This window comes from Saccharopolyspora sp. NPDC002578, from assembly GCF_053592695.1.
Map to the genome: position 1 here is coordinate 1 of NZ_JBSFWJ010000048.1, position 16,905 is coordinate 16,905.

Sequence of the window (16,905 nt, forward strand, 5' to 3'; positions counted from 1 at the left end):
CGAGTTTTCGGTCGCCTTCCTGTCACCGGTGACAGGAAGGTTCCCTTCCTCGCACCCTCGGCAGGCGTGCAGGGGCGCGGGGAGCGGGGTGTGGGCGGATGATGCGGGAGGGGCTCCGGGCGACGGGGAGGTGTACCGGGTGAAGGTCGCAGTGCCGAGGGAGATCAAGAACCACGAGTACCGGGTGGCCTGCACCCCGGCGGGGGTGCACGAGTTGCGGGTGCACGGGCACGAGGTGTTCGTGGAGGCGAGCGCCGGGGTCGGCTCGTCGATCCCCGACGAGGAGTACGTCGCGGCGGGCGCGACGATCGTCGGCACCGCCGAGGACGTGTGGGCGGCGGGCGATCTCGTGTTGAAGGTGAAGGAGCCGATCCGGGAGGAGTTCCCGCGCCTGCGGCCGGGCCAGGTCCTGTTCACCTACCTGCACCTGGCGGCCTCGGCGGAGCTGACGAACGAGCTGTTGCGCGCCGAGGTCACGGGGCTCGCCTACGAAACGGTGCAGACCGCGACCGGCGGGCTGCCGCTGCTGGCACCGATGAGCGAGGTCGCCGGGCGGCTGGCTCCGCAGGTGGGCGCGTACGCGCTGCTGCGCCCGCACGGGGGCCGCGGGGTGCTTCCCGGTGGTGTTCCGGGGGTGCCGCCGGCGCGCGTGGTGGTCATCGGCGGTGGTGTGGCGGGGTTGAACGCGGCGAGCGTCGCGCTGGGCATGGGCTCGGACGTGGAACTGCTGGACACCAACGTGGACAAGCTGCGGGAGATCGACCGCGATTACCGCGGCACCATCCGCACGGTGACCTCGAACCGGTACGCGGTGGAGACGGCGGTGCGTTCGGCGGACCTGGTGATCGGCGCGGTCCTGATCCCCGGTGCGAAAGCGCCGAAGCTGGTGTCGAACGAGTTGGTGGCGCAGCTGAAACCGGGCAGCGTGCTGGTGGACATCGCGATCGATCAGGGCGGGTGCTTCGCCGATTCGCGCCCCACGACGCACGACGATCCGACGTACCGGGTGCACGAGTCGGTGTTCTACTGCGTGGCGAACATGCCCGGGGCGGTGCCGAACACCTCGACGCACGCCTTGACGAACGTGACCTTGCCGTACGTGCTGCGCATCGCCGATCACGGTTGGCGGGAGGCGTGCCGGTCGGATCCGGCGCTCGCGGCGGGGTTGAACACGCACGGCGGCCTGCTGGTGAGCGATGCGGTGGCGCGGGCGCACGGCGTGCCGAGCACGAGCCCGGGCGCGGTGCTGGTCTAGATCCGGATCGCTGCACCGAACGAGCGACCGCGCGAGCACACCCGGCGAAATTCACTCGGCGAGGGGAACCGGACCCGATCGAACGTAGGGCAGCCCGCTCGACCGGCCTGGGGGTCACCGGGAGCGGGCTGCCGATTTCCAGTGTAGGACACGAAGGCCTGATTCCCGACGTGCGCAGCGTGACCGGTCTCGGCCGCTACTTCGGCCCCGGCACCCACTCGACCAGGTGAGTTCGGTGCAGTTCGTCCGGCGGGCTGCCGATGGGTATGCGCGAAGCCGCGAAGATCGGTGGCGGTCCTCGTCGCGGGCCTCGATCCGCCGCCCGCGTTCCCGCACCGGTCCTGGCGCGGTCCCCGAACGACGTTGGGAGACCCGTTGGACGACGCGAGGATGCGGGAAGCGGTGCTGGATCGGCTGGCCCGCCTGGAGCGGGTGGCGACCGACGGCGGCACCGAAGCGCTGTTACCCGTGGCCAGATCCGAACTGCACCGCCTCACCGACGGGTTGCGCGCGCTGCTCAACGCGCACCACCCGGACTCCGACGGCGCGTGCCCGGCCTGTTCCGGCGCGGTGCGCAGCCGCAGCTGGCCCTGCGAGTCGTGGCTGCTGGTGCACCGCAGGCTCATCGGCGACCGCGGCGCTCCCCCGCCGACAGGACGCGACGACGAACCGGCGACACGGGCTCCGCATCCGGCCCACGACGGGCCCGTCGCGCCTGCCCGCCGCCACCACCGCTTCGACGAGCGGGCGGAACCCGATCACGCACCTTCCCCGGCACCGGTGCCGGAACGGCCGATCGCGTGGCCGCAGCACGGTCTCGGCTGAGATTTCCGCACTCCTCCTCACCGGCGCGAGCCGGTCAGGCAGGATGGGACGGCCCCGCGCCGCAGCGTGATCGTCCGTGGTCGCCGTAGCGGACCCCGGCGGGGCCGAGCGACGATGGAGGAGCGTGTGCACGACGGCAGTGGCCGGATCCTGGTGCAGAACCTGAGCAAGAACTTCGGGCCGGTCAGCGCGGTCCGCGATCTCAGCTTCGCCGTGCATCCCGGTGTGGTCACCGGGTTCCTCGGCCCGAACGGATCCGGCAAGACGACCACGTTGCGCATGGTGCTGGGACTGGTGAACCCGACGTCGGGAGCGGCCACCGTCAACGGCGTCCCCTTCCACCGGCTGCGCAACCCCGCCACGGTGGTGGGCGCGGTGCTGGAGGCGCAGAGCTTCCACCCGTCCCGCACCGCCCGCAACCACCTGCGCTGCTACTCGGCGGCGATGAACGTGCCCGACCAGCAGGTCGACCACGCGCTGGACCTCGTCGGGCTGAGCAACGCCGCCGACCGCGGAGCCGGTGGGTTCTCGCTGGGCATGCGGCAGCGCCTGGCGCTGGCGACGGCGCTGCTCGGCGACCCGCAGGTGCTGATCCTCGACGAACCGGCCAACGGGCTCGACCCCGAAGGCATCGCGTGGCTGCGCGGCTTCCTCAAGTCCTTCGCAGCGTCCGGGCGCACCGTGCTGGTCTCCAGCCACCTGCTGCGCGAGATGGAGCACACCGTCGACCACGTGGTGATCGTCAGCCGCGGCCAGTGCGTCTACAACGGCGACCTCGACCAGTTGCGCGCGCAGCAGCGCTCCCGGGTGCTCGTGCAGGCCGGTGACCCCACCGCCCTGGTGAACGGGTTGCAGGCCGCGGGGCTCGCGGTGGAGCTCGTGCCGGACGGCCGGATCGCCGTGACCGGATCCGACTCGCGGTCGGTCGCCGAGCTGGCCTTGCAGGCCGGGGTCGCGGTCTACGGCATGCAGGAGGAGCAGGTCGACTTGGAGCGGCTGTTCTTCCAGCTCACCAGCGGCCAGTACGTCGGCGGCCGGTTCCCGCCCTCGGGTGGGCCGCAGCCTCCCGGCCCTGGCGGTTGGGGGCCTCCCGGTGGCGGGGCCAACCCGTACGAGCAGCACGGCGGATTCGGAGGTGGAGCCTGATGGACGGCCTGGTCAAATCCGAGTTCCGGAAGATCTTCACCACCAACCTGTGGTGGGCGCTGCTCATTCCGGTGGTCGTGCTCAGCTTCGGCGCGAGCTGGCTGGGCAGCGGTTTCGGCGCCATCTCGTCGATCGAGCAGGAACTCGGGCGGCCGTTGCCGCTGGGCCTGCTGACGATGTCGATGTCGACGAACTTCAGCACGATCTTCGCGGGCCTGATGGGTGCGCTGGCGTTCGCCGGCGAGTACCGGAACAAGAGCATCACCACGACGTACCTCACCGGCAATCCGCGCGGCGCGGTCCTCGGCGCGAAGCTGATCACCTACACGAACCTCGGGCTGCTCTACGGGCTGGCCAACGTGCTGTTCGCGAGCCTCGGGGCCTTGGCGGGCGCCGGGCTCGACGGTTTCGGCGAGGGCGCCGACTGGCTCATCGTGTGCGCGGCCGGGCTGCTGGCGATGGTGCTGTGGACACTGCTCGGCGTCGGCTTCGGCGCCGTCGTGGCCAATCCGGTCATCGTGATCATCGTGCTGCTGGTCTACAAGTTCGTGTTCGAGTTCGTCGTGGACCTGTTCCTGATCGGCTCCGACGCCTCGAGCGTCAGCTCGTACCTGCCGGGCGCGGCGGGCAGCGGGATCGTCGGCAACCTCGCCGTGCCGATCTTCATCAGCGCGACCGCCGGCGCCAACGAGCAGTACGTGCCGCAGGAGTTGTTCGAGCTGCTGCACTTCGTGTTCGGCGGGTCCTACGGGCACCCGTGGTGGCTGAGCCTGCTGACCTTCGCCGGGTACGCGGCGGTGTTCATCCTCGGCGGCTGGTACTTCAGCAAGCGCCGCGACATCACCTAAGGCGCCTCGCAGCGCCCGCAGCGGAAGGGGACCTTCCTGCCACCGGTGGCAGGAAGGTCCCCTTCTTCGCGTTCGGGGCCGTGGAGCCGCGCCGCTCGCGCTCGATGACAGGAAGGTTCCCTTCCTCGCACCCGTGACAGAAAGGTTCCCTTCCTCGCACCCGTGACAGAAAGGTTCCCTTCCTCGCACCCGTGACAGGAAGGTTCCCTTCCTCGCTCGGTCGGGCGGGGTGGTGCACGTCGCTGATCGGCTCGGAGCGTCGGGGGTGGGACCTAATCTGGATCGGTGAGCGACTCCGACAGCGAATGTTCCCGGCCCGGTTGGATCCGCCGCTTGGCCGCCGCCTGCTGGCGGCATCCGATCGCCGTGCTGCTGGCGTTGGGCGCGTCGGTGGCGGCGGTGGGGTTGGAGGCGCTGGTCCCGCTGATCACGAAGACGGCGGTGGACGACGCGCTGGGAGGCGACACGAGCCGCCTGTGGTGGCTGGCCGCGGCGTTGGCGGGGCTGGGGGTGTTCCGGTTCGGCGCTGCGTTCGTGCGCCGCTACTCGGCGGGCCGGTTGGCGCTGGACGTGCAGCACGACCTGCGGCGCGCGGTGTTCGGTTCGGTGCAGCGGCTCGACGGCGGCAAGCAGGACGCGCTGCGCACCGGCCAGGTGGCGTCGCGTGCGATCAGCGATCTGCAGCTGGTGAACGCGTTGCTGTCGATGGTGCCGCTGGCGGCGGGCACGGTGGTGCTGATGGTGTTCGCGCTGGCCGCGATGCTGTGGCTGTCGCCGATGTTGACGTTGGTCATCCTGGTGGTGGTGCCGCTGATCGGGATGGTGTCGGCGCGCAGCAAGAAGCGGTTGTTCCCGGCGACGTGGTCGGCTCAGCAGCGGGCGGCGGACATCGCGCAGCAGGTCGAGGAGACGGTGGCCGGGGTCCGGGTGGTGAAGGGCTTCGGGCAGGAGGCCCGTGAGGTCTCCCGGCTGGAGTCGGGTGCTCGCCGGTTGTTCGCGGAGCGGCTGCGCACGGCTCGGATGACCTCGTTCCCGCAGGCGAGCTTGTCGGTGCTGCCCGCGGCGGGGCAGGTCGGGGTGCTGGGGCTCGGCGGCTGGATGGCGATGCAGGGCCAGGTCGGCTTGGGCACGTTCGTGGCGTTCGCCGCGTACGTGGCGATGCTGGGCGGCCCGGCTCGGATGATGGCGAGCGTGCTGGTGCAGGGCCAGTTGACCCGCGCGGGCATGGAGCGGATCACGGATCTGATCGATTCGCGTCCGGACGTGCGCGACCGGCCGGGGGCGGTGGACCTGCCGGAGGCTCCGCTGCGGGTGCGGCTGGACGGCGCGGGGTTCGGCTACACGCGCGACCAGCAGGTGCTGCGGGACGTGTCGTTGCGGGTGGAGCCGGGCGAGACGGTGGCGCTGGTGGGTCCGGCGGGTTCGGGCAAGTCGACGGTGTCGTTGCTGCTGCCGCGCTTCTACGACGTGCAGCAGGGTTCGGTGCGGATCGGGCCCGCCGACGCCGAGCCGGATCACGACGTGCGCGATGTGCGGCTGGAGTCGCTGCGCTCGGCGGTGGGGGTGGTGTTCGAGGAGGCGTTCCTGTTCTCGGACACGATCCGCGGCAACATCGCCTACGGGCGGCCGGACGCGTCGGAGGCGGAGGTGGTCGCGGCGGCGCGGGCGGCGGAGGCGCACGGCTTCATCTCGGCGTTGCCCGACGGGTACGAGACGGCGGTCGGCGAGCGCGGTTTGACGTTGTCCGGCGGGCAGCGGCAGCGGGTGGCGTTGGCGCGGGCGTTGCTGTCGGATCCGCGGATCCTGGTGCTCGACGATGCGACGTCGGCGGTGGATCCGGCCACGGAGGCCGCCATCCACGACACGTTGCGGTCGGTGACGGCGCAGCGCACGACGTTGTTGATCGCGCACCGCCGTTCGACGCTGGCGTTGGCGGACCGGATCGCGGTGCTCGACGCGGGCCGGGTCGTCGACGTGGGCACGCAGGACGAGCTGGAGCGGCGGTGCGGGTTGTTCCGCTCGTTGCTGGCGGGGCCGGGCGAGTCGATCGACACGGCGAGCGCGGGCGAACCGGACGCGGCCGAGTCCGCGCCGACTCCGGCGTGGTGGCCGGAGGACGTGCCGGAACGGGAACCGCAGGCGGTGGTGACGCCGGGTGGCGTGCGCGGCACGCGCGGGGACGGCGGGGGCACCGCCACTCCGCTGACCCCGGAGCTGGCGGCGGGCCTGCGCCGGTTGCCCGCGGCCGGGGACGCGCCCCGGTTGCCGGGGGTGGATGCGACGGCACCCGATCCGGGGTTCCGGCTGGCCCGGTTGCTGCGGCCGATCCGCTGGGGGCTGGCGCTGACGGTGCTGCTGGTGGCGGCGGACGCGCTGGGCTCGGTCGCGTTGCCCTCGCTGGTGCGCCACGGCGTGGACGGCGGTGTCGACGCGGGCCACGCCGGGACGTTGTGGCTGGTCACGGCGATCGCCGGGGTGATCGTGCTGGTCAGCTGGCTGGTGATCAAGGTGCAGACGGTGGTGACGGCCCGCACGGGTGAGACGTTGCTGTACTTGCTGCGGGTGCGCAGCTACGCGCACCTGCAGCGGCTCGGGCTGGACTACTACGAGCGCGAGCTCGCGGGCCGGATCATGACGCGGATGACCACCGACGTGGACGCGTTGTCCTCGTTCTTGCAGACGGGCCTGGCCACGGCGGTGGTGAGCCTGTTCACGATCGTCGGCATCGCGGTCGCGCTGCTGGTCACGGACCTGTCGCTGGCACTGGTGGCGTTGTCGGTGCTGCCGCCGCTGATCGTCGCCACGGTGATCTTCCGCCGGGTGTCGTCGACCGCGTACGCGGAGGCCCGCGAACGGGTCAGCACGGTGAACGCGGACCTGCAGGAGAACGTGTCGGGGCTGCGGGTGGCGCAGGCGCACCGCCGCGAGCGGTACTCGGCGAAGTTGTTCGCGCAGCGCAGCGACGCGTACCGGCGGTCGCGGCTGCGCGCGCAGCGCTACATCGCCACGTACTTCCCGTTCACGGCGCTGCTCTCGGAGCTGGCGCAGGCGGTGGTGCTGGGCGTGGGCGCGACGCGGGTGGCGGCCGGTGAGATGTCGGCCGGGGTGCTGGTGGCGTTCTTGCTGTACCTGGGCATGTTCTTCTCCCCGGTGCAGCAGTTGTCGGGCGTGTTCGACGCCTACCAGCAGGCTCGGGTCGGGTTGCGCCGCATCGGTGACCTGCTGCGCACTCCCACGTCGGTGCCGCAGGCGGCGGAGCCGGTGGTGGTGCCGGACCGGTTCGCCGGTGAGGTCGAGCTGCGTTCGGTGTCGTTCCGCTATCCGGGCACCGAGCGGCCCGCGTTGCGCGACGTGTCGTTGAAGGTCGATCCGGGCACCACGGTGGCGCTGGTGGGGCCGACGGGTGCGGGCAAGTCGACGCTGGTGAAGCTGCTGGCCCGGTTCTACGACGCCACCGGCGGCGCGGTGCTGGTCGACGGGGTGGACGTGCGGGACTACGAGCTCACCGGCTACCACCACCGCTTGGCGGTGGTGCCGCAGGAGGGCTACCTGTTCGCCGGTGATGTCGCGTCGAACATCTCTTACGGCAGGCCGTCGGCGACGGACGCCGACGTGGAGCGGGCGGCGCGCGACGTGGGCGCTCTGCCGGGCATCGCGATGTTGCACCGCGGTTTCCGCCAGCAGGTCGGTGAGCGCGGGCGGGAGCTCTCGGCGGGTCAGCGCCAGCTGGTGGCGCTGGCTCGCGCGGAGCTGGTCCGGCCGGATCTGCTGCTGCTGGACGAGGCGACGGCGGCGCTGGATCCGGCCACGGAGTCACTGGTGGTCTCGGCGAGTGACCGGGCGGCCTCCCGGCGGACCACGTTCGTGGTGGCGCACCGGCTGGGCACGGCGGCCCGGGCGGACCGGATCGTCGTGATCGACGGCGGCCGGATCGTGGAGGACGGCACGCATTCGGAGCTGATCGGGCTCGACGGCCACTACGCGCGGCTGTGGCGGGCTGGTGATCACTACACCGAGGAGGACGTGGTGGGTGGTGACGCAGCGCACGATCCGGTCCACACCTCCCCCTGATCGGCACCTCACCGAACAGGTCATTGCGGACACGCGGTGTCACCGGTTCCCGACCTGCGGACTCGGCCGTCCCGCAAGGCGGGAACACGGCTTGTCACCGAAACGTTGTAGTGCTCGTGCGCGACAGACAGGCCGGAGAGCCACCGGGCACACCGGTGGGGAGTCGGCGCATAGTACGGGGTACCGGTGATCGTCAACGACACCCGAACGGGTCAGGTTTGCCTGGTGGGGAACCTTCCTGATCGATCCTGTGACCGAGCTCCTCACCACCAGGTCCGCACTGTGTGCCAATCGCACTAATCGGACCGCTAGCCTGGTACTTGAGTGTGTACATCACGAGCAGATGGATCGAGGCGAACGCCAGCCGTGTCCAGCAGCAGCCCTGCGTCACAGTTCGGCCCCAACGAGTGGTTGATCGAGGAGATGTACGAGCAGTACCTCCAAGATCCCGCGTCGGTGGACTCCGCGTGGCACGAGTTCTTCGCCGACTACAAGCCGGGGCAGGCGACCTCGGTTTCGGTAGCCGCTGACAACTCCGCAGCCGCGTCCGGAGCCGGGTCGACCGCGACGACGACGGTGTCGGGAACTACGACTGCGACGGCCACGCGCAGCGAGGGCAACGGGCAGGCTCGCCCGGCCGCCGCCGCGCAGGCCGCGCCGAAGCCGGCCAAGGCGGCCGAGCCGAAGCCCTCACCGCAGCAGGCCGCGAAGGCCGCTCCGGTGAAGAGCTCGGGCACCGGCGAGGAGGCTAAGCCGCTGCGCGGCGCGTCCGCGGCGATCGCCAAGAACATGGAGCAGTCGCTGACGGTGCCGACCGCCACGAGCGTGCGCGCGGTGCCGGCGAAGCTGCTGTTCGACAACCGCATCGTGATCAACAATCACCTGAAGCGGAACAAGGGCGGCAAGGTCTCGTTCACCCACCTCATCGGCTACGCGCTGGTGCGGGCGATGCGGGACTTCCCGAACATGAACCGCCACTACGGGGAGGACGCCAAGGGCAAGCCCGCGGCGATCACCCCGGAGCACGTGAACCTCGGTCTCGCGATCGACCAGCCCGGCAAGGACGGGTCGCGCAACCTCGTCGTGGCCTCCATCAAGGGCTGCGAAGAGATGACCTTCCAGCAGTTCTGGCAGGCCTACGAGGAGATCATCCGCAAGGCCCGCACCGGTGGGCTGACCGCGGACGACTTCTCCGGCACCACGTTCTCGCTGACCAACCCGGGCCCGTCGGGCACGAACCACTCGGTGCCGCGGCTGACCAAGGGCCAGTCCGCGATCATCGGCGTCGGGGCGATGGACTACCCGGCGGAGTTCCAGGGCGCCTCCGAGCGGGCCCTGGTCGAGATGGGCATCAGCAAGATCGTCACGCTGACCTCCACCTACGACCACCGGGTCATCCAGGGCGCGGAGTCCGGCGACTTCCTGCGCAAGGTGCACCAGCTGCTGCTGGGCGAGGACGGGTTCTTCGACGACATCTTCTCGTCGCTGCGCATCCCGTACGAGCCGATCCGCTGGACCCAGGACATCCCGGAAGGCGCCGTCGACAAGACCGCGCGCGTCCTGGAGCTGATCGACGCCTACCGCACCCGCGGTCACCTGATGGCCGACATCGACCCGCTGAACTACCGGCAGCGCAGGCACGAGGACCTCGACGTCCTCTCGCACAGCCTCACGCTGTGGGACCTGGACCGGGAGTTCGCCGTCGGCGGCTTCGCGGGCAAGGAGCGCATGACGCTGCGCGACGTGCTCGGCGTGCTGCGCGACTCGTACTGCCGCACCGTCGGCGTCGAGTACATGCACATCCTCGAACCCGACGAGCGCGACTGGCTGCAGAACCGGGTCGAGAAGCCGCACGAGAAGCCGGAGCAGTCCGAGCAGAAGTACATCCTCTCGAAGCTCAACGCCGCCGAGGCGTTCGAGACGTTCCTGCAGACCAAGTACGTCGGGCAGAAGCGCTTCTCGCTGGAGGGCGCCGAGACGGTCGTGCCGCTGCTGGACGCGGTGCTCGACTCGTCGGCCGCGGCCGACCTCGACGAGGTCGTCATCGGCATGCCGCACCGCGGTCGCCTCAACGTGCTGGCCAACATCGTCGGCAAGCCGATCTCGCAGATCTTCCGCGAGTTCGAGGGCAACCTGGACCCGGGCCAGGCGCACGGGTCCGGTGACGTCAAGTACCACTTGGGCGCGGAGGGCAAGTACTTCCGCATGTTCGGCGACGGCGAGACCAAGGTGTCGCTGACCTCGAACCCCTCCCACCTGGAGGCCGTGGACCCGGTGCTGGAAGGCATCGTCCGCGCCAAGCAGGACATCCTGGACAAGGGCCAGGAAGGCTTCACGGTGCTGCCGGTGCTGATGCACGGCGACGCCGCGTTCGCCGGGCAGGGCGTGGTCGCCGAGACGCTGAACCTGTCGCTGCTGCGCGGTTACCGCACCGGCGGCACCGTGCACGTGATCGTGAACAACCAGGTCGGCTACACCACCGCCCCGGAGCACTCGCGGTCGAGCAAGTACTCCACCGACGTGGCGAAGATGATCGGTTCGCCGGTCTTCCACGTCAACGGCGACGACCCCGAGGCGTGCGTCTGGGTCGCGAAGCTGGCCGTGGAGTACCGCCAGCGGTTCGGCAAGGACGTCGTGATCGACATGGTGTGCTACCGCCGCCGCGGGCACAACGAGGGCGACGACCCGTCGATGACGCAGCCCGCGATGTACGACGCCATCGACAAGATGCGCAGCGTCCGCAAGACCTACACCGAGTCCCTGATCGGCCGCGGTGACATCACCGTCGAAGAGGCCGAGAAGGCGCTCAAGGACTACGCCAGCCAGCTCGAGCACGTCTTCAACGAGGTCCGCGAGCTGGAGAAGCACCCGCCGGAGCCGAGCCCGTCGGTGGAGTCCGAGCAGGTCGTGCCGACGAAGCTGATCACCGCGATCTCCCCGGAGACGCTGGAGCACATCGCCGACGCGCACGTGAACCTGCCCGAGGGCTTCACCCCGCACTCGCGGGTCAAGCCGGTGCTGGAACGCCGCGCGAAGATGGCCCGCGAAGGCGAGATCGACTGGGGCTTCGGCGAACTGCTCGCGTTCGGCTCGCTCGCCATGGAAGGCCGCCCGGTGCGGCTGACCGGGCAGGACAGCCGGCGCGGCACGTTCGGCCAGCGGCACTCCGTGCTCATCGACCGCAAGACCGGGTCGGAGTACACCCCGCTGCTGAACCTCGCCGAGGACCAGGCGAAGTTCCTCGCCTACGACTCGGCGCTTTCCGAGTTCGCCGCGATGGGCTTCGAGTACGGCTACTCCGTCGCCAACCCCGACGCCCTCGTGGCGTGGGAGGCGCAGTTCGGCGACTTCTTCAACGGCGCCCAGTCGATCATCGACGAGTTCATCTCGTCCGGTGAGGCCAAGTGGGGCCAGCGCTCCGACGTGGTGCTGCTGCTGCCGCACGGCCACGAGGGCCAGGGCCCGGACCACAGCTCGGCGCGCATCGAGCGTTGGCTGCAGCTGTGCGCCGAGGGCTCCATGACGGTGGCGCTGCCGTCGACCCCGGCGAACCACTTCCACCTGCTGCGCAGGCACTCGCTCGACGGCATCCACCGTCCGCTGATCGTCTTCACACCGAAGTCGATGCTGCGGATGAAGGCCGCGACGAGCTCGGTCGCCGACTTCACCGAGGGCAAGTTCACCTCGGTCATCGACGACCCGTCGCAGCCGGACCCGTCGGCGGTGCGCCGGATCGTGTTCTGCTCCGGCAAGCTCTACTACGAGCTGGCCGCCGAGAAGGAGAAGCAGGGCCACACCGACACGGCCGTGGTGCGGCTGGAGCAGCTGTACCCGCTGCCGCACCGCAAGCTCGGCGCGGTGCTGGAGCGCTACCCCAACGCCACCGACGTCCGGTGGGCGCAGGAGGAGCCGGCGAACCAGGGTCCGTGGCCGTTCCTCGGCCTGGCGCTGCCGGAGCTGTTCCCAGAGCGGCTGCAGGGCCTCAAGCGCGTGTCGCGGCGCCCGATGGCCGCCCCGGCCACCGGCCTGAAGGCCGTCCACGACGTCGAGCAGGCCGAGGTCGTGCAGAACGCCTTCAACTGATCTCGTCGTAGATCGCGGGCCGTCGGTTCCTCCGGGAACCGGCGGCCCGCTTTCGCGTTCAGGGGTGGTGGGAGGAAGGGAACCTTCCTGTCATCGGTGACAGTAAAGTTCCCTTGCTGTCAGGGTCCGGCGGCGTGGGCCGTCGGCGAACGCATGGAGGAGGAAGCGGTGTACTTCACCGACCGTGGCATCGAAGAGCTCGAGGAGCGTCGCGGTGATGACGAGGTGACCTTGGCTTGGCTCGCCGACCGGATGCGGGTCTTCGTCGACCTCAACCCGGCTTTCGAGGACGCCACGGAGCGCCTCGCGACCTTCCTGGCCCGCGACGACACCGACGAGGACTGACCACTCCCCCGCCGCACCGACCCCAGCGACTCCCTCGATCCTCGATGCGAGGAAGGGAACCTTCCTGTCACGGGTGGCAGAAAGGTTCCCTTCCTCGCCTCCGCGCGACGGCGAGACACCGTGCGGGTTTTCCGAGGAGGCGATCTTCTCTCCCCGGTGACAGGAAGGTTCCCTTCGCCGCAGCAGTGACAGAAAGGCGACCTTCCTCGCGCCGGTGACAGAAAGGTTCCCTTCCTCGCCTCCGTGACAGAAAGGTTCCCTTCCTCGCCTCCGTGACAGGAAGGTTCCCTTCCTCGCCTCCGTGACAGGAAGGTTCCCTTCCTCGCCGTGCCCCGGGGGTCACCGCGTGCGGGTGCCTGCTCGCCACACGGCGTGGGTGAGGGGGACGCCCGGCCGGTAGGCCAGCCAGGAGGTGCTCGGCGCGTCGAGCACGTGCACGTCGGCGCGCGCGCCGGGGCGCAGCACGCCGACGGCCCCGTCGCCGGTGTCGCGCCGCAGCGCCCGCGCGCCGCCGAGGGTGGCGGCGCGGATCGCTTCGGGCACGGTCATCCGCATCTGCAGCACGGCGGTCGTGACGCAGAACGCCATGGACGACGTGTAGGAGGAGCCGGGGTTGCAGTTGGAGGCGAGCGCCACGGTGGCGCCGGCGTCGAGCAGTTCCCGGGCGGGCGGCAGCGGTTGCCGGGTGGAGAGGTCGCACGCGGGCAGCAGGGTGGCGACGGTGCCGGATCCGGCGAGGGCGGCGATGTCGTCGGGTTCGAGGTGCGTGCAGTGGTCGACGCTGGCGGCGCCGAGTTCCACCGCGAGCCGCACTCCGGGGCCGGGCCCGAGCTGGTTGCCGTGCACGCGCAGGCCGAGTCCGCGGTCGGCCGCGGCGCGCAGCACCCGCCGGGATTGCTCGGCGTCGAACGCGCCGCGTTCGCAGAACACGTCGCACCAGCCGACGTGGTCGGCGACGGCGTCGAGCATGTCGCCGCTGACCAGGTCGACGTAGTCGTCGGCGTCTTGGCCGGGTGGCACGAGGTGCGCGCCGAGGAAGGTGACCTCGTCGACTTCGGCGGCGGCGATCCGGGCTGCGCGGAGTTCGTCGGCGACGGTGAGCCCGTAGCCGGTTTTCGTCTCCAGGCAGGTGGTGCCGTGCGCGGTGGCTTCGGCGACGTGGCGGCGAAGGGTCGCGGTGAGCTCGTCGTCGGCGGCGGCGCGGGTGGCGTCGACGGTGACGGCGATGCCGCCGGCGGCGTAGGGCTCGCCGTTCATGCGGGCGGTGAATTCTGCGGTGCGGTCGCCTGCGAACAGCAGGTGGGTGTGGCTGTCGACCCAGCCTGGCAGCACGGCCCGTCCTGCGACGTCGATGGCGTGGTCTGCGGCGGGCGCCGCCGCGGCCGGTCCGGCCCAGACGATCCGATCGCCGTCGAGGACGAGTGCGGCGTCGGTGAGGTCGCCGAGTTCGTCGTCGTTCGTCGTCAGCTCACCGATCCCGGTGATAGCAGTGGATGTCATCGCTCACCCGTCCTCAACGCTTGATCTTGCTTGGTGCACGCGATCGTCGGTGCCGTCACAGGAGTTCGTCGACGAGCCGCCGGAGTCGTCGTCCGGGGTCGGGGACGTGTTCGTGCTCGCCGTCGCGGACGATGCCGCGGCCGTTCGCGATGACGTGCCGGACGTCGTCGGCGCGGGCCACCGCGGGCACCGCTTCGAGGGGCACGGCCGCGAGCCGCGGGCCGTCGAGCGCGACGGCGACGAGGTCCGCGCGGTGTCCGGGGGCGATGCGTCCGGCGTCGAGCCAGCCGAGTGCGCGGTGCCCGGTGGTGGTCGCCATCTCCAGCAGCCGTTCGGCGCCGAAGTGCCCGCGCCGTTCGGTGTTCAGCCGCTGCCCGGCTTCGACGGCGTGGGCTTCGGCGAGCACGTCGATGGTGGAGTGCCCGTCGCTGCCGAGCGACAGCGGGCTGCCCGCGGCGTCCAGTTGGAGGGCGGGGCCGATGCCGTCGCCGAGGTCGGCTTCGGTCGTGGGGCACAGGCAGGTTCCGGTGCCGCTGCCGCCGAGCAGCCGGAGGTCGTCGTCGGTGAGGTGGGTGGCGTGCACGGCGGTGGTGTTCGCGCCGAGCGCTCCCGCGTCGGCGAGCAGTCGAGCCGGGGTGCGGCCGTGCGCGGCGAGGCACGCCTCGTTCTCCTTGCGCTGTTCGGAGAGGTGGACGTGCAGCGGCGTGCCGTAGCGGTGCGCCCAGGCGGCGACGTCGGCGATCTGCTCGGCGGGCACCGCGCGCACCGAGTGCACCGCGGCGCCGAGCCGCACTCGCGCGCAGTCGACGGTGAACCGGTCGGCCCGGTCGGCCCAGGCCCGCGCGTCCCCGTCGGAGAACCGCTGCTGCACTCCTTCGACCGGGGTGTCGAATCCGCTGGTCAGGTAGCACGTGTCGAGCAGGGTGAGGCGGATTCCGGCGTCGTGGGCGGCTTGGGCGAGCGCCGCGCTCATCTCGTTCGGGTCGTCGTAGCGTCCGCCGCCCGGCGGGTGGTGCAGGTAGTGGAACTCGCCGACGCAGGTGATGCCGGCCAGCGCCATCTCGGTGTAGACGGCGGTGGCGAGCCGCCGGTAGGTGTCGGGGTCGAGCGCGCCCGCGACGGCGTACATCTGCTCGCGCCAGGTCCAGAAGGTGCCGCCGCCGGTGGCCCTGCCGCGCAGCGCGCGGTGGAAGGCGTGGGAGTGCGCGTTGGCGAGGCCGGGCAGCACGAGTCCGGGCAGCCGGGTCGCGCCGGGTGGCGGCGTCTCCGCGGTGGTCACGGCGGTGATGGCGGTGCCGTCGGTCTCCACGAGCACCCCGGTTCGGGGGCCGTCGTCCAGCCAGGCGTGTTCGCACCAGTACTTCATGCGGCCCACCTCCGGAGCACGTCGGCCAGCGCGGAGCCGCCCGCGTCGCAGTCGCCGGGTTCGGCGTGTTCGTCGGGCGCGTGGCTGATTCCGGTGGGATTGCGGACGAACAGCATCGAGGCGGGCACCTGCGCGGAGAGCACGCCCGCGTCGTGCCCGGCTCCGGTGGCCAGCGCGGGCGCATCGCCGAGCGAGGCGCACAGCTCGTCGCGCAACGCCGGGTCGAAGTGCACGGTGCCGCTGTAGGACTCCTCGGTCACCTCTAGTTCGCACCCTTCGTCGTGGGCGAATTCCGCGGCCCGCTCGGACAGTTCCGCGACGAGCGACCGGGTGGCGTCGGCCGCGGGCGCCCGCGCGTCCAGCCACATGTCCACTGTGGACGCGATGACGTTGGTGCCGCCCGGGTTGGGCACGAGCCTGCCCACGGTGGCGCGGGCCTGGTCGTGCGCGGCGGCGGTCTCCCTGGCGGCGAGCACCGCGCGGGCCGCGGGCAGCATCGGGTCGCGGCGGTCGGCGAGCAACGTGGCTCCGGCGTGGTTTCCCTGGCCGCGGAAGCGGAATCGCCACCGGCCGTGGGCGAGGATCGAGGAGGCGACGGCCACCGGCCGGTCCAGGTCCACCAGGCCCCGGCCCTGTTCCACGTGCAGTTCCACGAAGCGCCCGATGCGCCGCAGCGCCGCCTCGTCCGCGCCCGCGTGCTCCGGGTCTCCGCCCGCGCCGCGCAGCGCTTCGGCGAAGGTGACGCCGTCCGGGTCGCGCAGCGCGTTCGCCGCGTCCCGCGTGATCGTCCCGCTGAGCAGCCGCGATCCGAGGCACGGCACCCCGAACCGGCCGCCTTCCTCCTCGGCGAACACCACGATCGCGATGGGGCGCCGGGGCTGGAATCCGGTGGCGCGCAACGATTCCACGGCGCTGAGCGCGGCGGCGACACCGAGCGGGCCGTCGAACGCGCCACCACCCGGCACCGAGTCGAGGTGGCTGCCGGTCACGATGGCCTGATCGCCCGGTTCACCCCACCACGCCCACAGGTTCGCGTTGCGGTCGGTGTGCACGTCGAGTCCGCGCGCCCGCGCCTGCTCGGTGAACCACTCGCGCAGTTCCCGCTCACCGCGGTCGAACACGTGCCGCGAGTAGCCGCCGCGTCGCCGGTCCCGCCCCACTCGGTCGATCTGCGCCAGCAGCGCACTGGTGCTCATCGGTTCTCCTCCCGCACGACTAAGAAGTCCTTTCAGAATGACCTGCGTAGCTGGTCGCTCAGCGGAACCTCAGCGGCTTCCTCGCTGCCCTCTGCCGGTGTGATCGCGATTTCTCATGCATGTCCGTACACAGCGAAATCGCTGTCCTCGCGAGGAAGCCGCTGAGAACCCGCCGGTGGTCACCTTGCTCAAGCCGGTCACTGCTCAGCGGCTCCGCAGCTGACAAGACACCGATCGAAAGATCATTCTGAAAGGTCCCCTACCGTCGAC

The 16,905-nt window shown here is 71.0% G+C and carries 10 protein-coding genes; 7 read left to right on the forward strand and 3 right to left on the reverse strand.

Going from position 1 to position 16,905, the window contains the following annotated elements; genetic code table 11:
• The first annotated feature begins 139 nt into the window (after nucleotides 1-139).
• The 7 genes from ald to ACWD38_RS21185 all read left to right on the forward strand — a co-directional run bounded on the left by ald (nucleotide 140) and on the right by ACWD38_RS21185 (nucleotide 12,573).
• Complete coding sequence (ald, locus tag ACWD38_RS21155; protein ID WP_184482204.1) at nucleotides 140-1,255, forward strand: alanine dehydrogenase; 1,116 nt, start codon at nucleotides 140-142, stop codon at nucleotides 1,253-1,255.
• 375 nt (nucleotides 1,256-1,630) lie between these two features.
• On the forward strand, nucleotides 1,631-2,080 hold the full coding sequence (locus ACWD38_RS21160; protein WP_184482206.1) for a hypothetical protein: 450 nt from the start codon (nucleotides 1,631-1,633) through the stop codon (nucleotides 2,078-2,080).
• 126 nt (nucleotides 2,081-2,206) lie between these two features.
• Entirely contained in the window at nucleotides 2,207-3,226 is a 1,020-nt protein-coding gene (locus tag ACWD38_RS21165) for an ATP-binding cassette domain-containing protein (RefSeq protein WP_184482208.1), read from the forward strand.
• The gene (locus ACWD38_RS21170) at nucleotides 3,226-4,074 is read left to right on the forward strand and encodes an ABC transporter permease (protein ID WP_184482210.1); all 849 of its coding nucleotides are present in this window, start codon (nucleotides 3,226-3,228) and stop codon (nucleotides 4,072-4,074) included. The genes ACWD38_RS21165 and ACWD38_RS21170 overlap by 1 nt, the downstream gene beginning before the upstream one ends.
• Nucleotides 4,075-4,359: 285 nt before the next feature.
• A complete protein-coding gene (locus tag ACWD38_RS21175) occupies nucleotides 4,360-8,145 on the forward strand; it encodes an ABC transporter transmembrane domain-containing protein (protein ID WP_184482212.1) in 3,786 nt (1,261 codons plus the stop codon).
• Between the two features lie 366 nt (nucleotides 8,146-8,511).
• Entirely contained in the window at nucleotides 8,512-12,228 is a 3,717-nt protein-coding gene (locus ACWD38_RS21180) for a multifunctional oxoglutarate decarboxylase/oxoglutarate dehydrogenase thiamine pyrophosphate-binding subunit/dihydrolipoyllysine-residue succinyltransferase subunit (RefSeq protein ID WP_184482214.1), read from the forward strand.
• A gap of 168 nt (nucleotides 12,229-12,396) precedes the next feature.
• Nucleotides 12,397-12,573 carry a DUF6104 family protein gene (locus tag ACWD38_RS21185; RefSeq protein ID WP_184482216.1) on the forward strand — a complete coding sequence of 59 codons (177 nt, stop codon included), beginning with the start codon at nucleotides 12,397-12,399 and terminating at the stop codon, nucleotides 12,571-12,573.
• 339 nt (nucleotides 12,574-12,912) lie between these two features.
• Here ACWD38_RS21185 and hutI read toward each other — a convergent pair whose 3' ends face one another.
• Genes hutI through ACWD38_RS21200 form a run of 3 tightly spaced genes read right to left on the reverse strand, consistent with a single transcriptional unit; the run spans nucleotide 12,913 to nucleotide 16,635 of the window.
• The gene (gene hutI / locus ACWD38_RS21190; protein ID WP_184482218.1) at nucleotides 12,913-14,073 is read right to left on the reverse strand and encodes an imidazolonepropionase; all 1,161 of its coding nucleotides are present in this window, start codon (nucleotides 14,071-14,073) and stop codon (nucleotides 12,913-12,915) included.
• A 55-nt stretch (nucleotides 14,074-14,128) separates the two neighbouring features.
• Nucleotides 14,129-15,439 carry a formimidoylglutamate deiminase gene (locus tag ACWD38_RS21195; RefSeq protein WP_184482220.1) on the reverse strand — a complete coding sequence of 437 codons (1,311 nt, stop codon included), beginning with the start codon at nucleotides 15,437-15,439 and terminating at the stop codon, nucleotides 14,129-14,131.
• Nucleotides 15,436-16,635, reverse strand: coding sequence for an allantoate amidohydrolase (locus ACWD38_RS21200; RefSeq protein ID WP_450124737.1), 1,200 nt, complete (start codon nucleotides 16,633-16,635; stop codon nucleotides 15,436-15,438). Before ACWD38_RS21200 ends, ACWD38_RS21195 begins: the two co-directional genes overlap by 4 nt.
• Nucleotides 16,636-16,905: the final 270 nt, after the last annotated feature.

Excerpts from the sequence above, each read along its gene's own strand:
- ACWD38_RS21170 (WP_184482210.1), top strand. The coding sequence starts at position 3,226 with ATGGACGGCCTGGTCAAATCCGAGTTCCGGAAGATCTTCACCACCAAC.
- hutI (WP_184482218.1), bottom strand. The coding sequence starts at position 14,073 with ATGACATCCACTGCTATCACCGGGATCGGTGAGCTGACGACGAACGAC.
- ACWD38_RS21195 (WP_184482220.1), bottom strand. The coding sequence starts at position 15,439 with ATGAAGTACTGGTGCGAACACGCCTGGCTGGACGACGGCCCCCGAACC.
- ACWD38_RS21200 (WP_450124737.1), bottom strand. The coding sequence starts at position 16,635 with ATGAGCACCAGTGCGCTGCTGGCGCAGATCGACCGAGTGGGGCGGGAC.